Annotated in this window: 15 protein-coding genes and 1 tRNA gene; 11 read left to right on the top strand and 5 right to left on the bottom strand. The window is 69.7% G+C overall.

Annotated elements, in window-relative coordinates:
• Positions 1–2: 2 nt before the first annotated feature.
• Genes BUE42_RS29195 through BUE42_RS29170 form a run of 6 tightly spaced genes read left to right on the top strand, consistent with a single transcriptional unit; the run spans position 3 to position 4937 of the window.
• Positions 3–800, top strand: a complete 798-nt coding sequence (locus BUE42_RS29195) for a metallophosphoesterase family protein (protein WP_073468802.1) — start codon at positions 3–5, stop codon at positions 798–800.
• Positions 797–1195: a hypothetical protein gene (locus BUE42_RS29190; RefSeq protein WP_073468801.1), complete on the top strand. Its 399-nt coding sequence runs from the start codon at positions 797–799 to the stop codon at positions 1193–1195. The genes BUE42_RS29195 and BUE42_RS29190 overlap by 4 nt, the downstream gene beginning before the upstream one ends.
• Before the next feature lie 41 nt (positions 1196–1236).
• Positions 1237–2160 (top strand): branched-chain amino acid transaminase, encoded by a 924-nt coding sequence (locus BUE42_RS29185; RefSeq protein ID WP_073468800.1) that lies wholly within the window; start codon positions 1237–1239, stop codon positions 2158–2160.
• Positions 2161–2167: 7 nt separating this feature from the next.
• Entirely contained in the window at positions 2168–2377 is a 210-nt protein-coding gene (locus BUE42_RS29180) for a zinc-finger domain-containing protein (RefSeq protein WP_073468799.1), read from the top strand.
• Between the two features lie 9 nt (positions 2378–2386).
• On the top strand, positions 2387–3388 hold the full coding sequence (waaF, locus tag BUE42_RS29175; RefSeq protein WP_073468798.1) for a lipopolysaccharide heptosyltransferase II: 1002 nt from the start codon (positions 2387–2389) through the stop codon (positions 3386–3388).
• Between the two features lie 25 nt (positions 3389–3413).
• Positions 3414–4937, top strand: a complete 1524-nt coding sequence (locus tag BUE42_RS29170) for a sensor histidine kinase (RefSeq protein WP_073468797.1) — start codon at positions 3414–3416, stop codon at positions 4935–4937.
• Here the strand turns inward: BUE42_RS29170 and BUE42_RS29165 are convergent.
• Both BUE42_RS29165 and BUE42_RS29160 read right to left on the bottom strand, forming a co-directional pair.
• Positions 4913–5614, bottom strand: a complete 702-nt coding sequence (locus tag BUE42_RS29165) for an anti-sigma factor (RefSeq protein WP_073468796.1) — start codon at positions 5612–5614, stop codon at positions 4913–4915. The two genes, BUE42_RS29170 and BUE42_RS29165, sit on opposite strands and share 25 nt — an antisense overlap.
• Entirely contained in the window at positions 5614–6258 is a 645-nt protein-coding gene (locus tag BUE42_RS29160) for a sigma-70 family RNA polymerase sigma factor (RefSeq protein ID WP_235002689.1), read from the bottom strand. Before BUE42_RS29160 ends, BUE42_RS29165 begins: the two co-directional genes overlap by 1 nt.
• Positions 6259–6374: 116 nt before the next feature.
• Between BUE42_RS29160 and purU the strand changes: the two genes are divergently transcribed.
• From purU to BUE42_RS29140, 4 genes are read left to right on the top strand one after another with little or no spacing between them, the layout of a single operon-like run.
• Positions 6375–7259 carry a formyltetrahydrofolate deformylase gene (gene purU / locus BUE42_RS29155; protein WP_073468794.1) on the top strand — a complete coding sequence of 295 codons (885 nt, stop codon included), beginning with the start codon at positions 6375–6377 and terminating at the stop codon, positions 7257–7259.
• A gap of 14 nt (positions 7260–7273) precedes the next feature.
• Positions 7274–7723 (top strand): YybH family protein, encoded by a 450-nt coding sequence (locus tag BUE42_RS29150; protein WP_073468793.1) that lies wholly within the window; start codon positions 7274–7276, stop codon positions 7721–7723.
• Positions 7724–7733: 10 nt separating this feature from the next.
• Positions 7734–8723, top strand: a complete 990-nt coding sequence (locus BUE42_RS29145) for a YheT family hydrolase (protein WP_073468792.1) — start codon at positions 7734–7736, stop codon at positions 8721–8723.
• A gap of 20 nt (positions 8724–8743) precedes the next feature.
• Positions 8744–9277 carry a DUF2946 family protein gene (locus tag BUE42_RS29140; RefSeq protein WP_073468791.1) on the top strand — a complete coding sequence of 178 codons (534 nt, stop codon included), beginning with the start codon at positions 8744–8746 and terminating at the stop codon, positions 9275–9277.
• A 46-nt stretch (positions 9278–9323) separates the two neighbouring features.
• Here BUE42_RS29140 and BUE42_RS29135 read toward each other — a convergent pair whose 3' ends face one another.
• Positions 9324–9935, bottom strand: a complete 612-nt coding sequence (locus tag BUE42_RS29135; protein WP_073468790.1) for a c-type cytochrome — start codon at positions 9933–9935, stop codon at positions 9324–9326.
• A gap of 127 nt (positions 9936–10062) precedes the next feature.
• Between BUE42_RS29135 and BUE42_RS29130 the strand changes: the two genes are divergently transcribed.
• Positions 10063–10138, top strand: a tRNA-Arg gene (locus tag BUE42_RS29130).
• Positions 10139–10166: 28 nt separating this feature from the next.
• Here the strand turns inward: BUE42_RS29130 and BUE42_RS29125 are convergent.
• The gene (locus BUE42_RS29125; RefSeq protein ID WP_083614734.1) at positions 10167–11114 is read right to left on the bottom strand and encodes a DedA family protein/thiosulfate sulfurtransferase GlpE; all 948 of its coding nucleotides are present in this window, start codon (positions 11112–11114) and stop codon (positions 10167–10169) included.
• 142 nt (positions 11115–11256) lie between these two features.
• Positions 11257–13791: di-heme oxidoredictase family protein (locus BUE42_RS29120; RefSeq protein WP_073468788.1), on the bottom strand; the 2535-nt coding region annotated here is incomplete at its 5' end.

The following is a 13791-nucleotide window of genomic DNA, read 5'->3' as shown; positions in this document are numbered from 1 at the left end:
GCATGCGACTGGCCGCCCTCTCCGACATCCACGGCAACCTGCACGCGCTCGACGCGGTGCTGGCCGACGTCGCCACCACCGGCGCCGACCTGACGGTCAACCTCGGCGACATCCTGTCGGGCCCGTTGTGGATCACCGAGACCGCCGAACGGCTGATGGCGCTCGGCCTGCCGACGATCCGCGGCAACCATGAGCGCCAGGCGCTGGCGCCGGACATCGCGGCGATGGGGGCTTCGGATGCCTTTGCCGCCGAACGCCTGCTGCCGCAGCACCGGGCCTGGCTCGCCGCGCTGCCGGCCACGCTGCAGCTGACCGACGAGCTGTTCTGCTGCCACGGCACGCCCGACAACGACCTCGTCTACTTCCTCGAATCGGTCGACGCCGGCGGCATGCGCCCGGCCACGCTGGCCGAGGCGACCGCCCGCGCCGGGGGCGCCCAGCAAGGCGTGCCGCACGGCGTGATCCTGTGCGGCCACACCCACGTGCCGCGCGGGCTGCGGCTCGCCGATGGCCGCCTCGTCGTCAACCCCGGCAGCGTCGGCCTGCAGGCCTACGACGATGCGCACCCGCATCCGCACGTCGTCGAGAACGGCACGCCGCACGCCCGCTATGCGCTGCTGACGCGCCGCCCGGCGGGCTGGCAGGTCGAATGGCGCGCCGTGCCCTACGACGCGGAACCGGCCGCGCGGCTGGCCGATCGGCACGGCCGGCCGGACTGGGCCGGCGCGCTGCGAACCGGCTTCGTTGTGGAAACTGCACAGGCCGGCGCCCCGATCGGCCCCGTAACATCGCGCGCATGAATCCAATCGTCGGGTGGGGCCTCGCGGTGATCGCGGTGGCGGCAGGGTGGAAGGCCTATGGCTGGCAGGGCGTCGTGATGGCCGTGTCGGTGATCGTGTTCTGGCTGCTGATCCAGTTCAGCCGCGCGCTGCGCGTGATGAAGAACGCCGCCGAAGCGCCGGTCGGCCACGTCGGCAGCACCGTGATGCTGAACTCGAAGCTGAGCGCCGGCCTGACGATGATGCAGGTGGTCACGATGACGCGCAGCCTCGGCCGCAGGATCGATCCCGACGGCGACACCTGGGCCTGGGCCGACGACGGCGGCAGCGAGGTCACGCTCGAATTCAAGGGTGGCAAGCTCGCGAAATGGACGCTGGTGAGGCCGGCCGACACGGTCGAGCCCCCGCATCCGTAAAATCGCCGGCTCAGCCTCATTTCCCCACACAGGAGCCTGCCATGTCGATGGCCGATCGCGACGGAAAAATCTGGATGGACGGGCAACTGGTGGACTGGCGCGACGCCAAGATCCACGTGCTCAGCCACACGCTGCACTACGGGTGCGGTGCCTTCGAGGGCGTGCGCGCCTACAAGACGGCGAACGGCACGGCGATCTTCCGGTTGCGCGAGCACACCGAGCGGCTCTTCAACAGCGCGAAGATCCTGCGCATGAAGATCCCGTTCTCGCAGCAGGAGGTGATGGACGCGCAGCGCACCGTGGTGCGCGAGAACCAGCTCGAGAGCTGCTACCTGCGCCCGCTGACCTGGATCGGTTCCGAGAAGCTGGGCGTGAGCCCCAAGGGCAACAAGATCCACCTGATGGTCGCCGCCTGGTCCTGGGGAGCCTACCTGGGCGAAGAAGGCCTGCGGCGCGGCATCCGCGTGAAGACCAGCAGCTACACCCGCCACCACGTCAACATCACGATGACGCAGGCCAAGGCGGTCAGCAACTACACGAACTCGATCCTCGCCAACATGGAAGCCACCGAGGACGGCTACGACGAGGCGCTGCTGCTCGATGCCTCCGGCTTCGTCAGCGAAGGCGCCGGCGAGAACATCTTCGTGATCAAGAACGGCGTGGTCTACACGCCCGACCTGTCGGCCGGTGCGCTGAACGGCATCACCCGCAACACGATCTTCGCGATCTGCAACGACCTCGGCCTGAAGCTGGTCGAGAAGCGCATCACCCGCGACGAGGTCTACATCAGCGACGAGGCCTTCTTCACCGGCACCGCTGCCGAGGTGACGCCGATCCGCGAACTCGACCGCATCGAACTCGGCAGCGGCTCGCGCGGGCCGATCACCGAGAAGATCCAGAGCGCGTTCTTCGACATCGTGAACGGCCGCAACCCGAAATACGCCGAATGGCTGACCGCCGTCTGAGGACCCCATGAGCAGCAGCAAGCAACAGGAAGTGGTTGAAGTCACCGCGCACGACGTGCAAGGCCCCGGCGTGGTGTTCTGCCCGAACCCGAAGATGACGCTGTGGAGCACCCACCCGAAGGTGTTCATCGACGTCGCGACGACCGGCGAAGGCAAGTGCCCGTACTGCGGCACGGTCTATCGCCTGAAGGCGGGCGAGAAACTCCACACGCACTGACCCGTCGTGATGAACCGCGCCTTGCTGATCGCCCCGCAGTGGATCGGCGACGCGGTGATGTCGCAGCCGCTGGTCGGCCGGCTGGCCGCGCGCGGTGATGACGTGACGGTCGCGGCGCTGCCGTGGGTCGCGCCGGTGTACCGGGCGATGGCCGGCGTGCGCGAGGTGATCGAGCTGCCGTTCGCGCACGGGCGGCTCGACTGGTCGGCGCGGCGCCGGGTCGCGGCCACGCTGCGCGGCCGCTTCGACACCGCCTACGTGCTGCCGAACTCGATCAAGTCGGCGCTGATCCCGTTCTTCGCCGGCATCCCGCAGCGCATCGGCTACCAGGGCGAAGGCCGGCCGCTGCTGCTGAACAAGCGGCTGCCGAACCCGGGCGGAAGGCCGCCGATGGTGGCGTTCTACAGCACGCTCGCCGGTGGCCCCGTCGAGACGGAACGGCCGCGGCTGCAGTTCGACGCGGCGACGCTCGAACGCGTGACCACCGCAGCCGACCTCGCCCCACGGCAGTACTGGGCCTTCGCGCCGGGCGCCGAGTACGGCCCGGCCAAGTGCTGGCCCGCCTTGCACTACGCCGAGCTCGCGCGCTCGCTGCACACCGCCCACGGCCTGCCGATCGTGCTGCTCGGCTCAGGCAAGGAGGTGGCGCTGTGCGACGAGATCGCCGCCGCCGCGCCCGGCGCCTGCCGTGTGCTCGCTGGCAAGACCACGCTGATCGACGCGATGGCGCTGATCGCCGGCGCCCGCGGCGTCGTCAGCAACGATTCCGGGCTGATGCACGTCGCGGCGGCGTTCGGCGTCCCGCAGGTCGCCGTGTTCGGCTCGACCAGCCCGGAGCACACGCCGCCGCTGAACCCGCGCGCGCAGGTGATCTGGCTGAAGGAAGAGCTGCAGCTCGACTGCGCGCCCTGCTTCGACCGCACCTGCCGCTTCGGCCACACCCGCTGCCTGACCGGCGTCAGCGCGCAGCGGGTCGAAGCCGCGCTCGCCGACCGCCTGCGCGTCGCCTGACGCGCGGCCACACAGCAGCACCGCGATGGCCGCCGAGCTTCAGCAGGACCGGTTGATGCGCGAGGCGCTGGTCGGCGCCGGCACCTCGGTGTGGGCCTGGGACATGGAGGGCGACGTGCTCAGCGGCATGGACGGCAGCGTCGCGCTGCTCGGCTATGCGGTCGGCGAGATGCCGCCGAACCAGGCCGGCTGGGACGCCGTGATCCACCCCGACGACCGGCCGCTGAACCACGCGGCCTACCTGCGCCATGCGCGCGGCGAGATCTCGGCCTACGAGAGCGAGTACCGCGCGCGCCACAAGGACGGCAGCTGGCGCTGGCTGTCCGAGCGCGGGCGCATCGTCGAATGGTGGCCCGACGGCCGGCCGCGCCGCATGGTCGGCACGCTGAGCGACGTGACGGTGCGCCGCCAGGCGCAGGGCGAGGCCGCCGAGCGCGACGAGCGGCTGCAGCAGATCATGCGGCACGTGCCCGGCGTGCTGTACCAGTACCGGCTGTGGCCCGACGGGCGCGCCGAGATCCCGTTCGTCAGCGACCGCTGCCTCGACGTGCTCGGGCTGACGCCGCAGCAGCTGATGGGCGATGCGATGGAGATGTTCCGCCGCATCGCGCGCAGCGACCGCGAGGAGCTGCTGGCCGCGGTGTCGAACTGGGCGCGCAGCAAGGCGACGCAGCGCACCGAGTACCGCTACCACCACCCCGACGGCAGCCTGCGTTGGATGCAGGCGGTGTCGTCGCCGCGGCGCGCCGCCGACGGCTCGATCCTGTGGCACGGCTACCTGGAAGACGTCACCGAATACCGCGAGCTCGAGAAAGCGCGCGCCGCCGCCGTGACGGCCGATGCGGCGAACCGCGCGAAGACCGAGTTCCTGTCGCGCATGAGCCACGAGCTGCGCACGCCGCTGAACGCGGTGCTGGGTTTTGCGCAGCTGCTGGAGCTTGACGAAGAACCGCTCAGCGTGGCGCAGCGGCGGCGCGTCGGGCTGATCCGCGAATCGGGCGAGCACCTGCTGCGCATGATCGGCGACCTGCTCGACCACACGCGCATCGAGGCGGGGCAGCTCTCGGTCGAATCGGCGAACGTCGCGCTCGGACCGTTGCTCGGCGAATGCCTCGACATGCTCGCGCCGCAAGCCGGCGAGGCCGGTGTCACCTTGCTGCCGATCGAAGGCGCGCAGGCGCTGCAGGTGCGTGCCGACCCGACGCGGCTGCGCCAGGTGGTGCTGAACCTGCTGAGCAATGCGGTCAAGTACAACCGCGCCGGCGGCACGGTGCGGGTGCGCGCCGAACCCCGCGACGGCGAGGTGTTGCTGCAGGTAATCGACGACGGTGTCGGCATCGCGGCCAAGGATTTGCCGCAGCTGTTCGAGCCGTTCAACCGGCTCGCGCAGCAGCGCAGCGGCATCCAGGGCACCGGCATCGGCCTCGCGATCACGCGCGCGCTGACCGTGCTGATGGGCGGGCGCATCGAGGTCGAGAGCGCGCCGGGGGTGGGCTCGACCTTCAGCGTGGTGCTGCCCGCCGGCTACGAACTCAGCTTGCCGACGTAGAGCACCGGCCCGGTCGGCGCGCCCGATGGCGACCCGCCCGGCGGCTCCAGCGTGACGGCCAGCGCCGCGGTGCCCTGCAGCACCTGGCCGCGGCGCACCACCGTCGACCCGCTGGCCGAGATCACGCCCAGCGAGCGCGGCGCGCCGCTCGGCGGCAGCGCCCACAGCTCGAGCGAGCGGTCGGCCTGGACACTGACGGGCGTCAGCGGCCGCGTCACCATCGCGCGGCCATCGGCGCTGATGCTCGCGACGAAGCGAGCCGGCGTCACCGCATTCGGCTGGTCGGCCGGTGCGGCGGCCGACAGCACGACGACGATCGGCGCCTGGGCCGGCGGCGGGCTTGCGACGACGAACGCCAGCGCCAGCGTGGCCGCGGTGGCAACCCCGCTCAGCACGCGCCAGAACGCGAGGCGCGCCCACCAGGCCTGCGACGGCGCTTCAGCGGGCCGCAGCCCCAGGCGCGCCTCGATGCGCCGCCACACCCGCGCCGGCGGCGTCACCGGCGCGAGCGTGACGGTCAGCGGCATCAGCCGGTCCTGCCAGCGCTGCACCGCGCCGCGCAGCGCCGGGTGGCCGGGCAGCAGCGATTCGAAACGCCGCCGCGCCGGGCCGCGCAGCGTGCCGGCGACGTATTCGGCGCCGAGGCGATCGGCCCGTTCGGGCCGGCTGTAGTCCATCAGGCGCCCCGCGCGCGGCCATCGCGCAGCACGGCGTTGTCGAGACAGGACTTGAGCGACAGCAGCGCGCGCCGCACCCACGACTTGACGGTGCCGAGCGGCTGGCGCATCTGGTCGGCCACCTCGGCATGGCTCAGGCCGTCGTAGAACGCGAGCGCCACGCTCTGCCGCTGCGGCGCGCTCAAGCCGTCCATGCACTGCGCGAGGGCGCGGGCATCCGAGGCCCGGCTCAGCATCTCGAGCGGCGTCGGCGCGTCGTCAGCCACATCGTCGTACACGTCCTGGTCCTCGTCGTCGTTGATTGGCGCGGGCTGCGTCTGCGGCTCGGTCTGCTTGCGGCGCAGGCTGTCGATCGCGCGGTTGCGTGCCACGCTGGTCAGCCAGGTCAGCGGCTGGCTCTGCGCCGCATCGAAGCTCTGCGCGGCACGCCAGACATTGACATACACCTCCTGCAGCACGTCTTCCGCCTGTGCCCGGTCTCGATTGATACGCAGCACGACGGCGAACAGATGCGCGCTGGTGCGCTCGTACAGTGCCGCGAAGGCTTGGCGGTCGCCGAGCCCGCTGCGGGCCAGCAACGCCGACAGCTCCTTGCTTCGATCACTCCACTCAGCGGGTGCAACGGCCATGGTGCTGGGGGTCACGACAAGGCGTGACGAGGTTCACGTGGCGGCGATTCTATGCGGCACCCCGTGCGGCGTGCTGGTACGGCGTGCCCGTGCGCTACCCGGGGTCCACCCCGTCCGTACAATCTGCGCCCATGCAGCCTGCCCGTGAATTCGTCCTCACCCTGTCGTGCCGTGACACGAAGGGCATCGTCTATACCGTGTCGGGCCTGCTGTACCAGGCCGGCTGCAACATCCTGGATTCGCAGCAGTTCGGCGACATCGGCGAGGCGTCGGCGACCGGCCTGTTCTTCATGCGCGTGCACTTCGAGGCGCCGGCCCACCTGGCCGACGGCGCCACGCTCGACCGGCTGTTCACCAGCGTGCGCGAGCAGTACGGCATGGACGCGACCTTCCACGACCTGTCGCGCCGCCCGCGCCTGCTGCTGATGGTGAGCCAGCACGGCCACTGCCTGAACGACCTGCTGTACCGCTGGCATTCGCAGCAACTGAGCGTCGACATCGCGGCCATCGTGTCGAACCACCCCGATTTCGCCGGGCTCGCCGAGCGCTACGCGATCCCGTTCCACCACCTTCCGCTGCCGGCCGGCAGCACGCCCGAGGCCAAGCGCGCGCAGGAGCAGCAGGTCGAGGCGCTGATCGAGCGCGAGCGCGTCGACCTGACGGTGCTCGCGCGCTACATGCAGATCCTGAGCGCCGATTTCTGCGGCTTCATGAAGGGCCGGGCGATCAACATCCACCACAGCTTCCTGCCGAGCTTCAAGGGCGCGAAGCCGTACTTCCAGGCGCACGACCGCGGCGTCAAGCTGATCGGCGCGACCGCGCACTACGTGACCGCCGACCTCGACGAGGGGCCGATCATCGAGCAGGACGTGGCCCGCGTCGACCATTCGCTGAGCGCGCAGGACTTCACCGCGGTCGGCCGCGATGTCGAGTGCATGGTGCTGGCGCGCGCGGTGCGCTGGCAGGTCGAGCACCGTGTGCTGCTGAACGGTCAGAAGACCGTCGTCTTCCGATAAGGAACCCTGTCGACATGGCCCGTCCCAAACCGCCCGCTGCCGCGCTGCTGTCGTCGGCCGATGACACCGAGCAGCAGTTCTACGAGGCGCTGCAGCGTGGCGACATCGAGAAGCTGATGGCGGTCTGGTCCGACGACGACGACATCACCTGCGTGCACCCGGGCGGGCCGCGGGTGGTCGGGCCGATGGCGATCCGTGCCGCGTTCGAATCGATGTTCTCGAACGGCACGATCGATGCGCACCCCGAGAAGGTGCGCCGGCTCGAGAGCGAATCGACGGCCGTGCACAGCGTGCTCGAGCGGGTGCAGGTGATGACCAACGAAGGCCCGCAGGCCGCCTGGGTCGTCGCGACCAACGTGTACGTGAAGACGGCGCTCGGCTGGCGCATGGTCGCGCACCATGCGAGCCCGGGTTCGGTGGGCGAGGTGCAAGAGGTCGGCGAGACGCCGGCAGTCCTGCACTGAGGCGACGCTGATGGATTTCCCACCCCCGCGCTGGCTCGGCGGCCGCGGTGCCGTCGGCGGCAACCTGCAGACGATCTGGCCGGCGCTGTACTCGAAGCGCTACCACGGGCCGGCGCCGGTCTATCGGCGCGAGCGCTGGACCACGCCCGACGGCGATTTCATCGACGTGGATTTCCAGGTCGGGGTCGAGTTCGGCGCAGCGCCGATGCTGGTGCTGTTCCATGGCCTCGAGGGTTCGTCCGCAAGCCACTACGCGCAGGCCTTCGCGCACTGGGCGCGCGAGCGCGGCTGGCGTTACGCGGTGCCGCACTTCCGCGGCTGCTCGGGCGAGATCAACCTCGCGCCGCGGGCGTACCACTCGGGCGACTTCGAGGAGATCGGCTGGGTGCTGCGAACGCTGCGGACCCGGCACGCCGGGCCGATCGTCGCGGTCGGCGTGTCGCTCGGCGGCAATGCGCTGCTGCGCTGGGCCGAGGAGGCGGGCGAGACGGCCTCGGCCGTCGTGCGCGGCGTCTGCGCGATCTCGTCGCCGATCGACCTGGCGGCCGGCGGGCAGGCGATCGGGCGTGGTTTCAACCGGCATGTCTACACGCGCATGTTCCTGCGCACGATGATCCCGAAGGCGCTGCGCAAGTGGGAGCAGCACCCGGGCCTGTTCGACCGCGAGCGGCTGCGCGCGGCGCGCGACCTGTACGCGTTCGACAACGTGTTCACCGCGCCGCTGCACGGCTTTCGCGACACCGACGACTACTGGAAGCGCGGGTCGGCCAAGCCGCACCTGCACCGCATCCGCGTGCCGGCGCTGGTGCTGAACGCACGCAACGACCCGTTCGTGCCGGCGCACAGCCTGCCGCGGCAGGCCGATGTCGGCCCGTTCGTCACGCTGTGGCAGCCGCACCATGGCGGGCACGTGGGATTCCCGGCGGGCGCGTGGCCCGGGCATGTGATGACATTGCCGGAGCAGGTCATGGGGTGGCTCGCGCCCCACGTGGCCGGCTGAGTCCCCCGAAAGGAGCCGCGATGGACGAGATGGTCAAGGCTGCGCTGAAGAAGTGGCCCAACGTGCCGGCCTGCGTCGGCTGGCTCGCGCTCGATGCGCGTGGCGAGTGGTACATGCGCGACGACCGCGTGCAGGCGGCGGGCGCGTTCCCGCAGGTCAAGGGCAGCGTGATCCGGCACGACAAGCTGCGCGAGTTCATCGGTCGCAACTACGAAAGCGATGCGCGCGGCCGCTGGTTCTTCCAGAACGGGCCGCAGCAGGTGTTCGTCGAGCTGGAAGCGGCGCCGTGGGTGTGGCGGCTGGCCGCGCAAGCCGATGCCGCGCCGCAACTCGAATCGCACACCGGCCGCGCGGCGCGCATGGACACGGCCTGGCTCGATGAAGCGGGGCGGCTGTACCTCGGCACCGACCTGGGCCTGGGCATCGTGCACACGCTGGACATGGAAGCGGCGGCCGATGCCGTCGAGCGCGGCTGGTGGGCACCGCAGGCGATCGGCCATGCGGCGCTGCTGCAGCGCTTCGGTGTCTGCCTGAGCCCGCAACACCTGGAATGACGAAGCCGGCGCGAGGCCGGCTTCGACGGGTGGGCGAGCGCCCGGTTTACTTCGCGGCGGATGCGGCCGAGGCGGCAGGGGCCGGAGCAGAGGCGGCCGGCGCGGCCTCGGCCGTGGCCGCGGAGGCGGCAGCGGAAGCCGGTGCCGCTGCGGGTTCCGCGAACTTGGCGCCGCCCTTGTTGGCCATGAAGACGACGGCGCGGCCGATCTCGACATCGCTGAAATCGCCACCACCTTGCGGGCCCATCGCGCCCTTGCCCTTCAGCGCGTGCGTCAGCAGCACCTCGTAGCCCTGCGGGATGCGCGGGCCCCAGGCGGCGCTGTCGCCGAACTTCGGAGCGCCTGCGACGCCGGCGGTGTGGCAGGCGGTGCACTGGGCGGCGAAGACCTGTTCGCCGGTCTTCAGCGACGCGGGGTCGGACAGGTCCTTGACCTCGTACGCGGCGATCGGCTGGATGCGCTTGGCAACGGCCTCGGCCTTCAGGCCATCGCTGCCGGCGGCGGGCTGGTGGTCGGCCTCGACATAGCTGACGAGCAGGATGATGGCGAGGATCGGGATCACGAACGCGAAGAACACCGCGAGGATCAACTGCTTGGGCGTCTTGATCGGACCCTCGTGCGGGGCGTCGTGTTCGGGGGTGCTGTGGGCATCGCTCATGGAGTTCCTCGAGGCGTATCCGTTGGCTGCCGGTGCTGGCAAAACCGCGGGATTATAGAGGTCGCCCTTGCACGCGCCATCGGGCTCACCCGAGGCGGTCGGCGACCACTGTAGAATCGCGCACTTCGCGCCCGTAGCTCAATGGATAGAGTACTGCCCTCCGAAGGCAGGGGTTGCTGGTTCGATCCCAGCCGGGCGCACCACCGCTTCGCTTCGCGCAGCGGACTGATATCAGGCAACCGCCACCGCCAGCGGCCGCTCGATCGGCAGGCCGGCGGCGATCCAGGCGTCGATGCCGCCGTGCAGCGGCCGAACGTTGGTGAAACCGGCGCGCTGCAGTTGCTGCGCCACCTTGGCAGCCGAGGCCTCGTTCGGACAAGCGCAATAGACCACCACCTGGGCATCGCGCGGCAGTTCGGGTGCACTGTCCAATGCAGCGTTCACCGGCCAGGGCAGCGCTCCGGGAATGGTGCCGTCACGTTCGCGGCTGCCGGCCGAACGCACGTCGACAATCGCCGGCGCGATGCCCTGGCTGATCAGCAGTTCCAACTCTGACACCGTGATGCGCGCCGTGCGCAGCGCCCGGATCAGTCGGTGCCGCTGCCGCCACTTGGTGGCGATGAACAGTGCCAGCGCCAGCAGCAGCACCACAAGGCCGATGCGGCCAAGGTTCGCGAACACCGCGATGACGTCGTCGATGGCCTCATGGAACAGCACACCGAGAGTGATGCCGACGCCCGCATAGAGAGTGGCGCCGATCAGGTCGACCATGATGAACGCTGCCAACGGCAACCGCATCCGCCCGCTCAGAACGGTGGCGATGGTGGCGAAGCCGGGAATGAACTTGGCGACCAGCAACGACCAGATGCCCCAACGCTCGAACATCGACTCGGTTTGCCGTACACAGGAGTCAGGCGACATCGAGATGCGGCATACCGTACGCAGCACGCGACTGCCGTAGCGGCGGCCGGCGGCGTACCAGACCAAGTCAGCCAGCAGGCAGGCCGACACCGCCGCGCCCAGCAGTGCGATGGCCGAGTAGCGGCCTTCGACGCTCAGCGCGCCGGTCACCACCAACACGGGGTACGCAGGCACGGGCAGGCCGAGTTGCTCTGCCCACACGTTGAAGAAGACAACGCCCAGCCCGTAGTCGGTGAGCCAGCGAAGGATGGTGTTCAACATAGGTGCAAAGGAGCAGAGGATATCGCTGTCCCAAGCAAGCTGCATTCCGCGATGGGCCGCATTCGAAACCTGTCAGGGCCGTCCTTCCTGCCAAAGAAAAAGCCGCCCCGAAGGGCGGCCAGATCTGAAGGGGCGGACCTTACAGCGAACCCAGGAAGGCCAGCAGCGCCTCCCGATCGGCCTTGCTCAGCGCGACGAAGCGGTCGCGGCTGGCCTTGCCTTCACCGCCGTGCCACACGATGGCCTCGGTCAGCGTGCGGGCGCGGCTGTCGTGCAGGTAGCCGACCTTGATGGTCTTGCCCGCCACCAGCTCGGTGTAGCCGATGCCCCACAGCGGTGACGTGCGCCACATGCTGCCGGTGGCCAGGCCTTCGGTCAGGCCGTCGCCCAGGTCGGCGCCCATGTCATGCAGCAGCATGTCGGTGTACGGCTTGATCTTCTGGTTGCGCGCTTCCTGGAACTCGCTGGTGGAGCCGGTCGTCATGGACTGCACGTGGCAGCTCTGGCACTTGAGGGTGTTGAACACCGTCTCGCCGGCCGTGATCTTGTTGACGTCCGGGTTCAGCGCGGCCAGTGGCGTCACACCCTTCGGGTAGCCACTCGCCACACTGCGCTGGGCCGGCACGGCCAGCAGGGCCACGTAGCGCTCCAGCAGCTTCAGCGCGTCTTCCGTCAGGCCGGTGTCGACACGGTTCGCGGTGGTGCACTTCGACGGACCGTACAGGCAGTCGCGGTTCGGGTACACCGGCGACGTGACCGACATGTCGAGCAGCGCGGCGGCCGACGCCTGGTGGCGCAGGCTGACCTTCGATGCCTTCCAACCGTAGCGGCCCAGGCGCACCTTGTTGGTTTCCGGGTCGTACGCGAAGTTCGCGACACCCATGACGCCGTCGGCATCCGGGGTAGTCCTGGCACGCGCAATGATGTCGGCATCCGGGATCGCCTCGAGCAGGCCCATGCCGATCACCGGCTGCGCGCTGCGCACCGAGAACACGTCCGGCGTCGGGCCGTCGAAGCCCACCACCGGCTTGCTCAGTTCCACCGAGCTGCCGTCGGCCAGCGTCACGGTCTTCAGCTCGAACTTCGACACGTGCACGCCGGTGCCCCAGTCACGCCGGACGCCGTCGGTGGACGCCTTGGCGTTCATCTGGGCGCCGAGGCCGTACATCGGGTGCGGCAGCTGCTGACCATTCGCATCGGTCTGCGCCGTGCGCACCGCCATCGTGTCGATCTTCTGGTTGACGACGGTGGGTGCCAGGCTGCGGCCGTTGTTGATGTGGCAGCCGAAGCAGGTCGACTGGTTGAACATCGGCCCTTGCAGGCCCACCGCGGCGGTGTTGCGGTCGTTGCCGTTCTCGGTGTGGTCGCCGGTCTGCATGTGGGTGTGGAACCAGCGGCGGCCTTCCACGAAGCGCTGCATGTTCTGCATGCCGATGTTGTTATGCGGCTGCTGGAACACGAAGGTCGAGTTGTCGGCGTAGTCGTACGAGACCGAGCCGAGGCCGCCCTGCAACGCCGCGGACGGCAGCGGCGTGTTGTTCAGGCGCGGCTGCGCACCGTAGTAGGGACGCAGGCCCGCGCCCACCACGTAGCTCAGCTCGTTGGTGTAGTAGCGATGACCGTCGGTGGTGCCGAGCCCCCTCATGATCGCGGTCGTCGAGAAGAACGACGGCGAGAACTCGACCACGTCGCCCGTCTTCAACGAGCGCGCCGCGACGCTCTTGCCGGCGACCGGTGTTGCGGTGGTCACCTTGTCGGTGGCCGGGTCGAAGCTCACTGCGTAGTCGTAGAACTGGGTGGCGCCGGGCACGTCGGCACTGCGGGCCAGCACGCCGTTGACGTCGGTCGAGAGTGCGGAATGGCCGGGGAACGAGTCGAACACCACGCTGCAGCCATCGTTCGCGCCGATGATGTTGTTGTAGCCGCTCGTCGGGTTGGCCAGCGCGTTCTGCGGCGGCTTGGGCACCACGGGGCACGCGGCGATGCCTTGGCCGCCCAGCGTGTAGGTGTTGTCGTCCAGCAGGTCGCCCGGGCTCATCCAGCCGAAGCCGGTGGTGTTGGGGTTGTCGAACCCGCGAACGAAGGAATGGCCGCCGCCGTACTGCGGCTGCTGGAAGTACTCGTTGACGATCACCTTGGGCTTGGTGACGCCGGTCACCTTGCTGTTGTCGATGAACTCGACGCCCCAGGTGCGGAAGGCAAAGTAGTTGGCCACGAAGTTCAGGTGCGCGCCGGGCCCCTTGTCCACCGGGTTTCCGGCGGCGTCGACGGTCTCGTTCGCGCCGTAGCCGGCTTCGTTCCAGTCCTCGCCGCGCTCGCGAGCGTGGCGCGAGCGGCCGACGAAGCCGACGCGCGTCACCAGCGTGCCGTCCGGCAGCGAGAACTGGATGGTGTCGATCGGTGGCTGCTGGGCGGCCGCCGGAATCAGGTTGCTGCCGTTGGCCGGGTGCGGGAACACCGAGGCCGTGACCGCGGAGCCCAGCGTGTTGTCGCTGCCCGGGGACTTGAAGCTCGCCTCGATGATCGAGTAGCCGTAGCCGGAGGCGCGCTTCACGCCGTTGATGCGGACGTAGCGGACGTTGGCGTTCAGGTTGTAGAACTCTTCGGTGCCGCCCTTGCCGTCGGCCACGTAGCGCAGCTGGTACCAGGTGGCGCCGTCGTCGGAGACGAGGAT

The organism is Rhizobacter sp. OV335, assembly GCF_900142965.1.
Taxonomy (GTDB): Bacteria; Pseudomonadota; Gammaproteobacteria; order Burkholderiales; family Burkholderiaceae_C; genus Rhizobacter.
The sequence above is the reverse complement of the archived record's forward strand: the minus strand, read 5'-3'. Positions and strand labels throughout refer to the sequence as shown.

Excerpts from the sequence above, each read along its gene's own strand:
- BUE42_RS29140 (WP_073468791.1), top strand. The coding sequence starts at position 8,744 with ATGGACGAGATGGTCAAGGCTGCGCTGAAGAAGTGGCCCAACGTGCCG.
- BUE42_RS29185 (WP_073468800.1), top strand. The coding sequence starts at position 1,237 with ATGTCGATGGCCGATCGCGACGGAAAAATCTGGATGGACGGGCAACTG.
- waaF (WP_073468798.1), top strand. The coding sequence starts at position 2,387 with ATGAACCGCGCCTTGCTGATCGCCCCGCAGTGGATCGGCGACGCGGTG.
- purU (WP_073468794.1), top strand. The coding sequence starts at position 6,375 with ATGCAGCCTGCCCGTGAATTCGTCCTCACCCTGTCGTGCCGTGACACG.
- BUE42_RS29180 (WP_073468799.1), top strand. The coding sequence starts at position 2,168 with ATGAGCAGCAGCAAGCAACAGGAAGTGGTTGAAGTCACCGCGCACGAC.
- BUE42_RS29135 (WP_073468790.1), bottom strand. The coding sequence starts at position 9,935 with ATGAGCGATGCCCACAGCACCCCCGAACACGACGCCCCGCACGAGGGT.
- BUE42_RS29190 (WP_073468801.1), top strand. The coding sequence starts at position 797 with ATGAATCCAATCGTCGGGTGGGGCCTCGCGGTGATCGCGGTGGCGGCA.
- BUE42_RS29150 (WP_073468793.1), top strand. The coding sequence starts at position 7,274 with ATGGCCCGTCCCAAACCGCCCGCTGCCGCGCTGCTGTCGTCGGCCGAT.
- BUE42_RS29165 (WP_073468796.1), bottom strand. The coding sequence starts at position 5,614 with ATGGACTACAGCCGGCCCGAACGGGCCGATCGCCTCGGCGCCGAATAC.
- BUE42_RS29170 (WP_073468797.1), top strand. The coding sequence starts at position 3,414 with ATGGCCGCCGAGCTTCAGCAGGACCGGTTGATGCGCGAGGCGCTGGTC.
- BUE42_RS29195 (WP_073468802.1), top strand. The coding sequence starts at position 3 with ATGCGACTGGCCGCCCTCTCCGACATCCACGGCAACCTGCACGCGCTC.
- BUE42_RS29145 (WP_073468792.1), top strand. The coding sequence starts at position 7,734 with ATGGATTTCCCACCCCCGCGCTGGCTCGGCGGCCGCGGTGCCGTCGGC.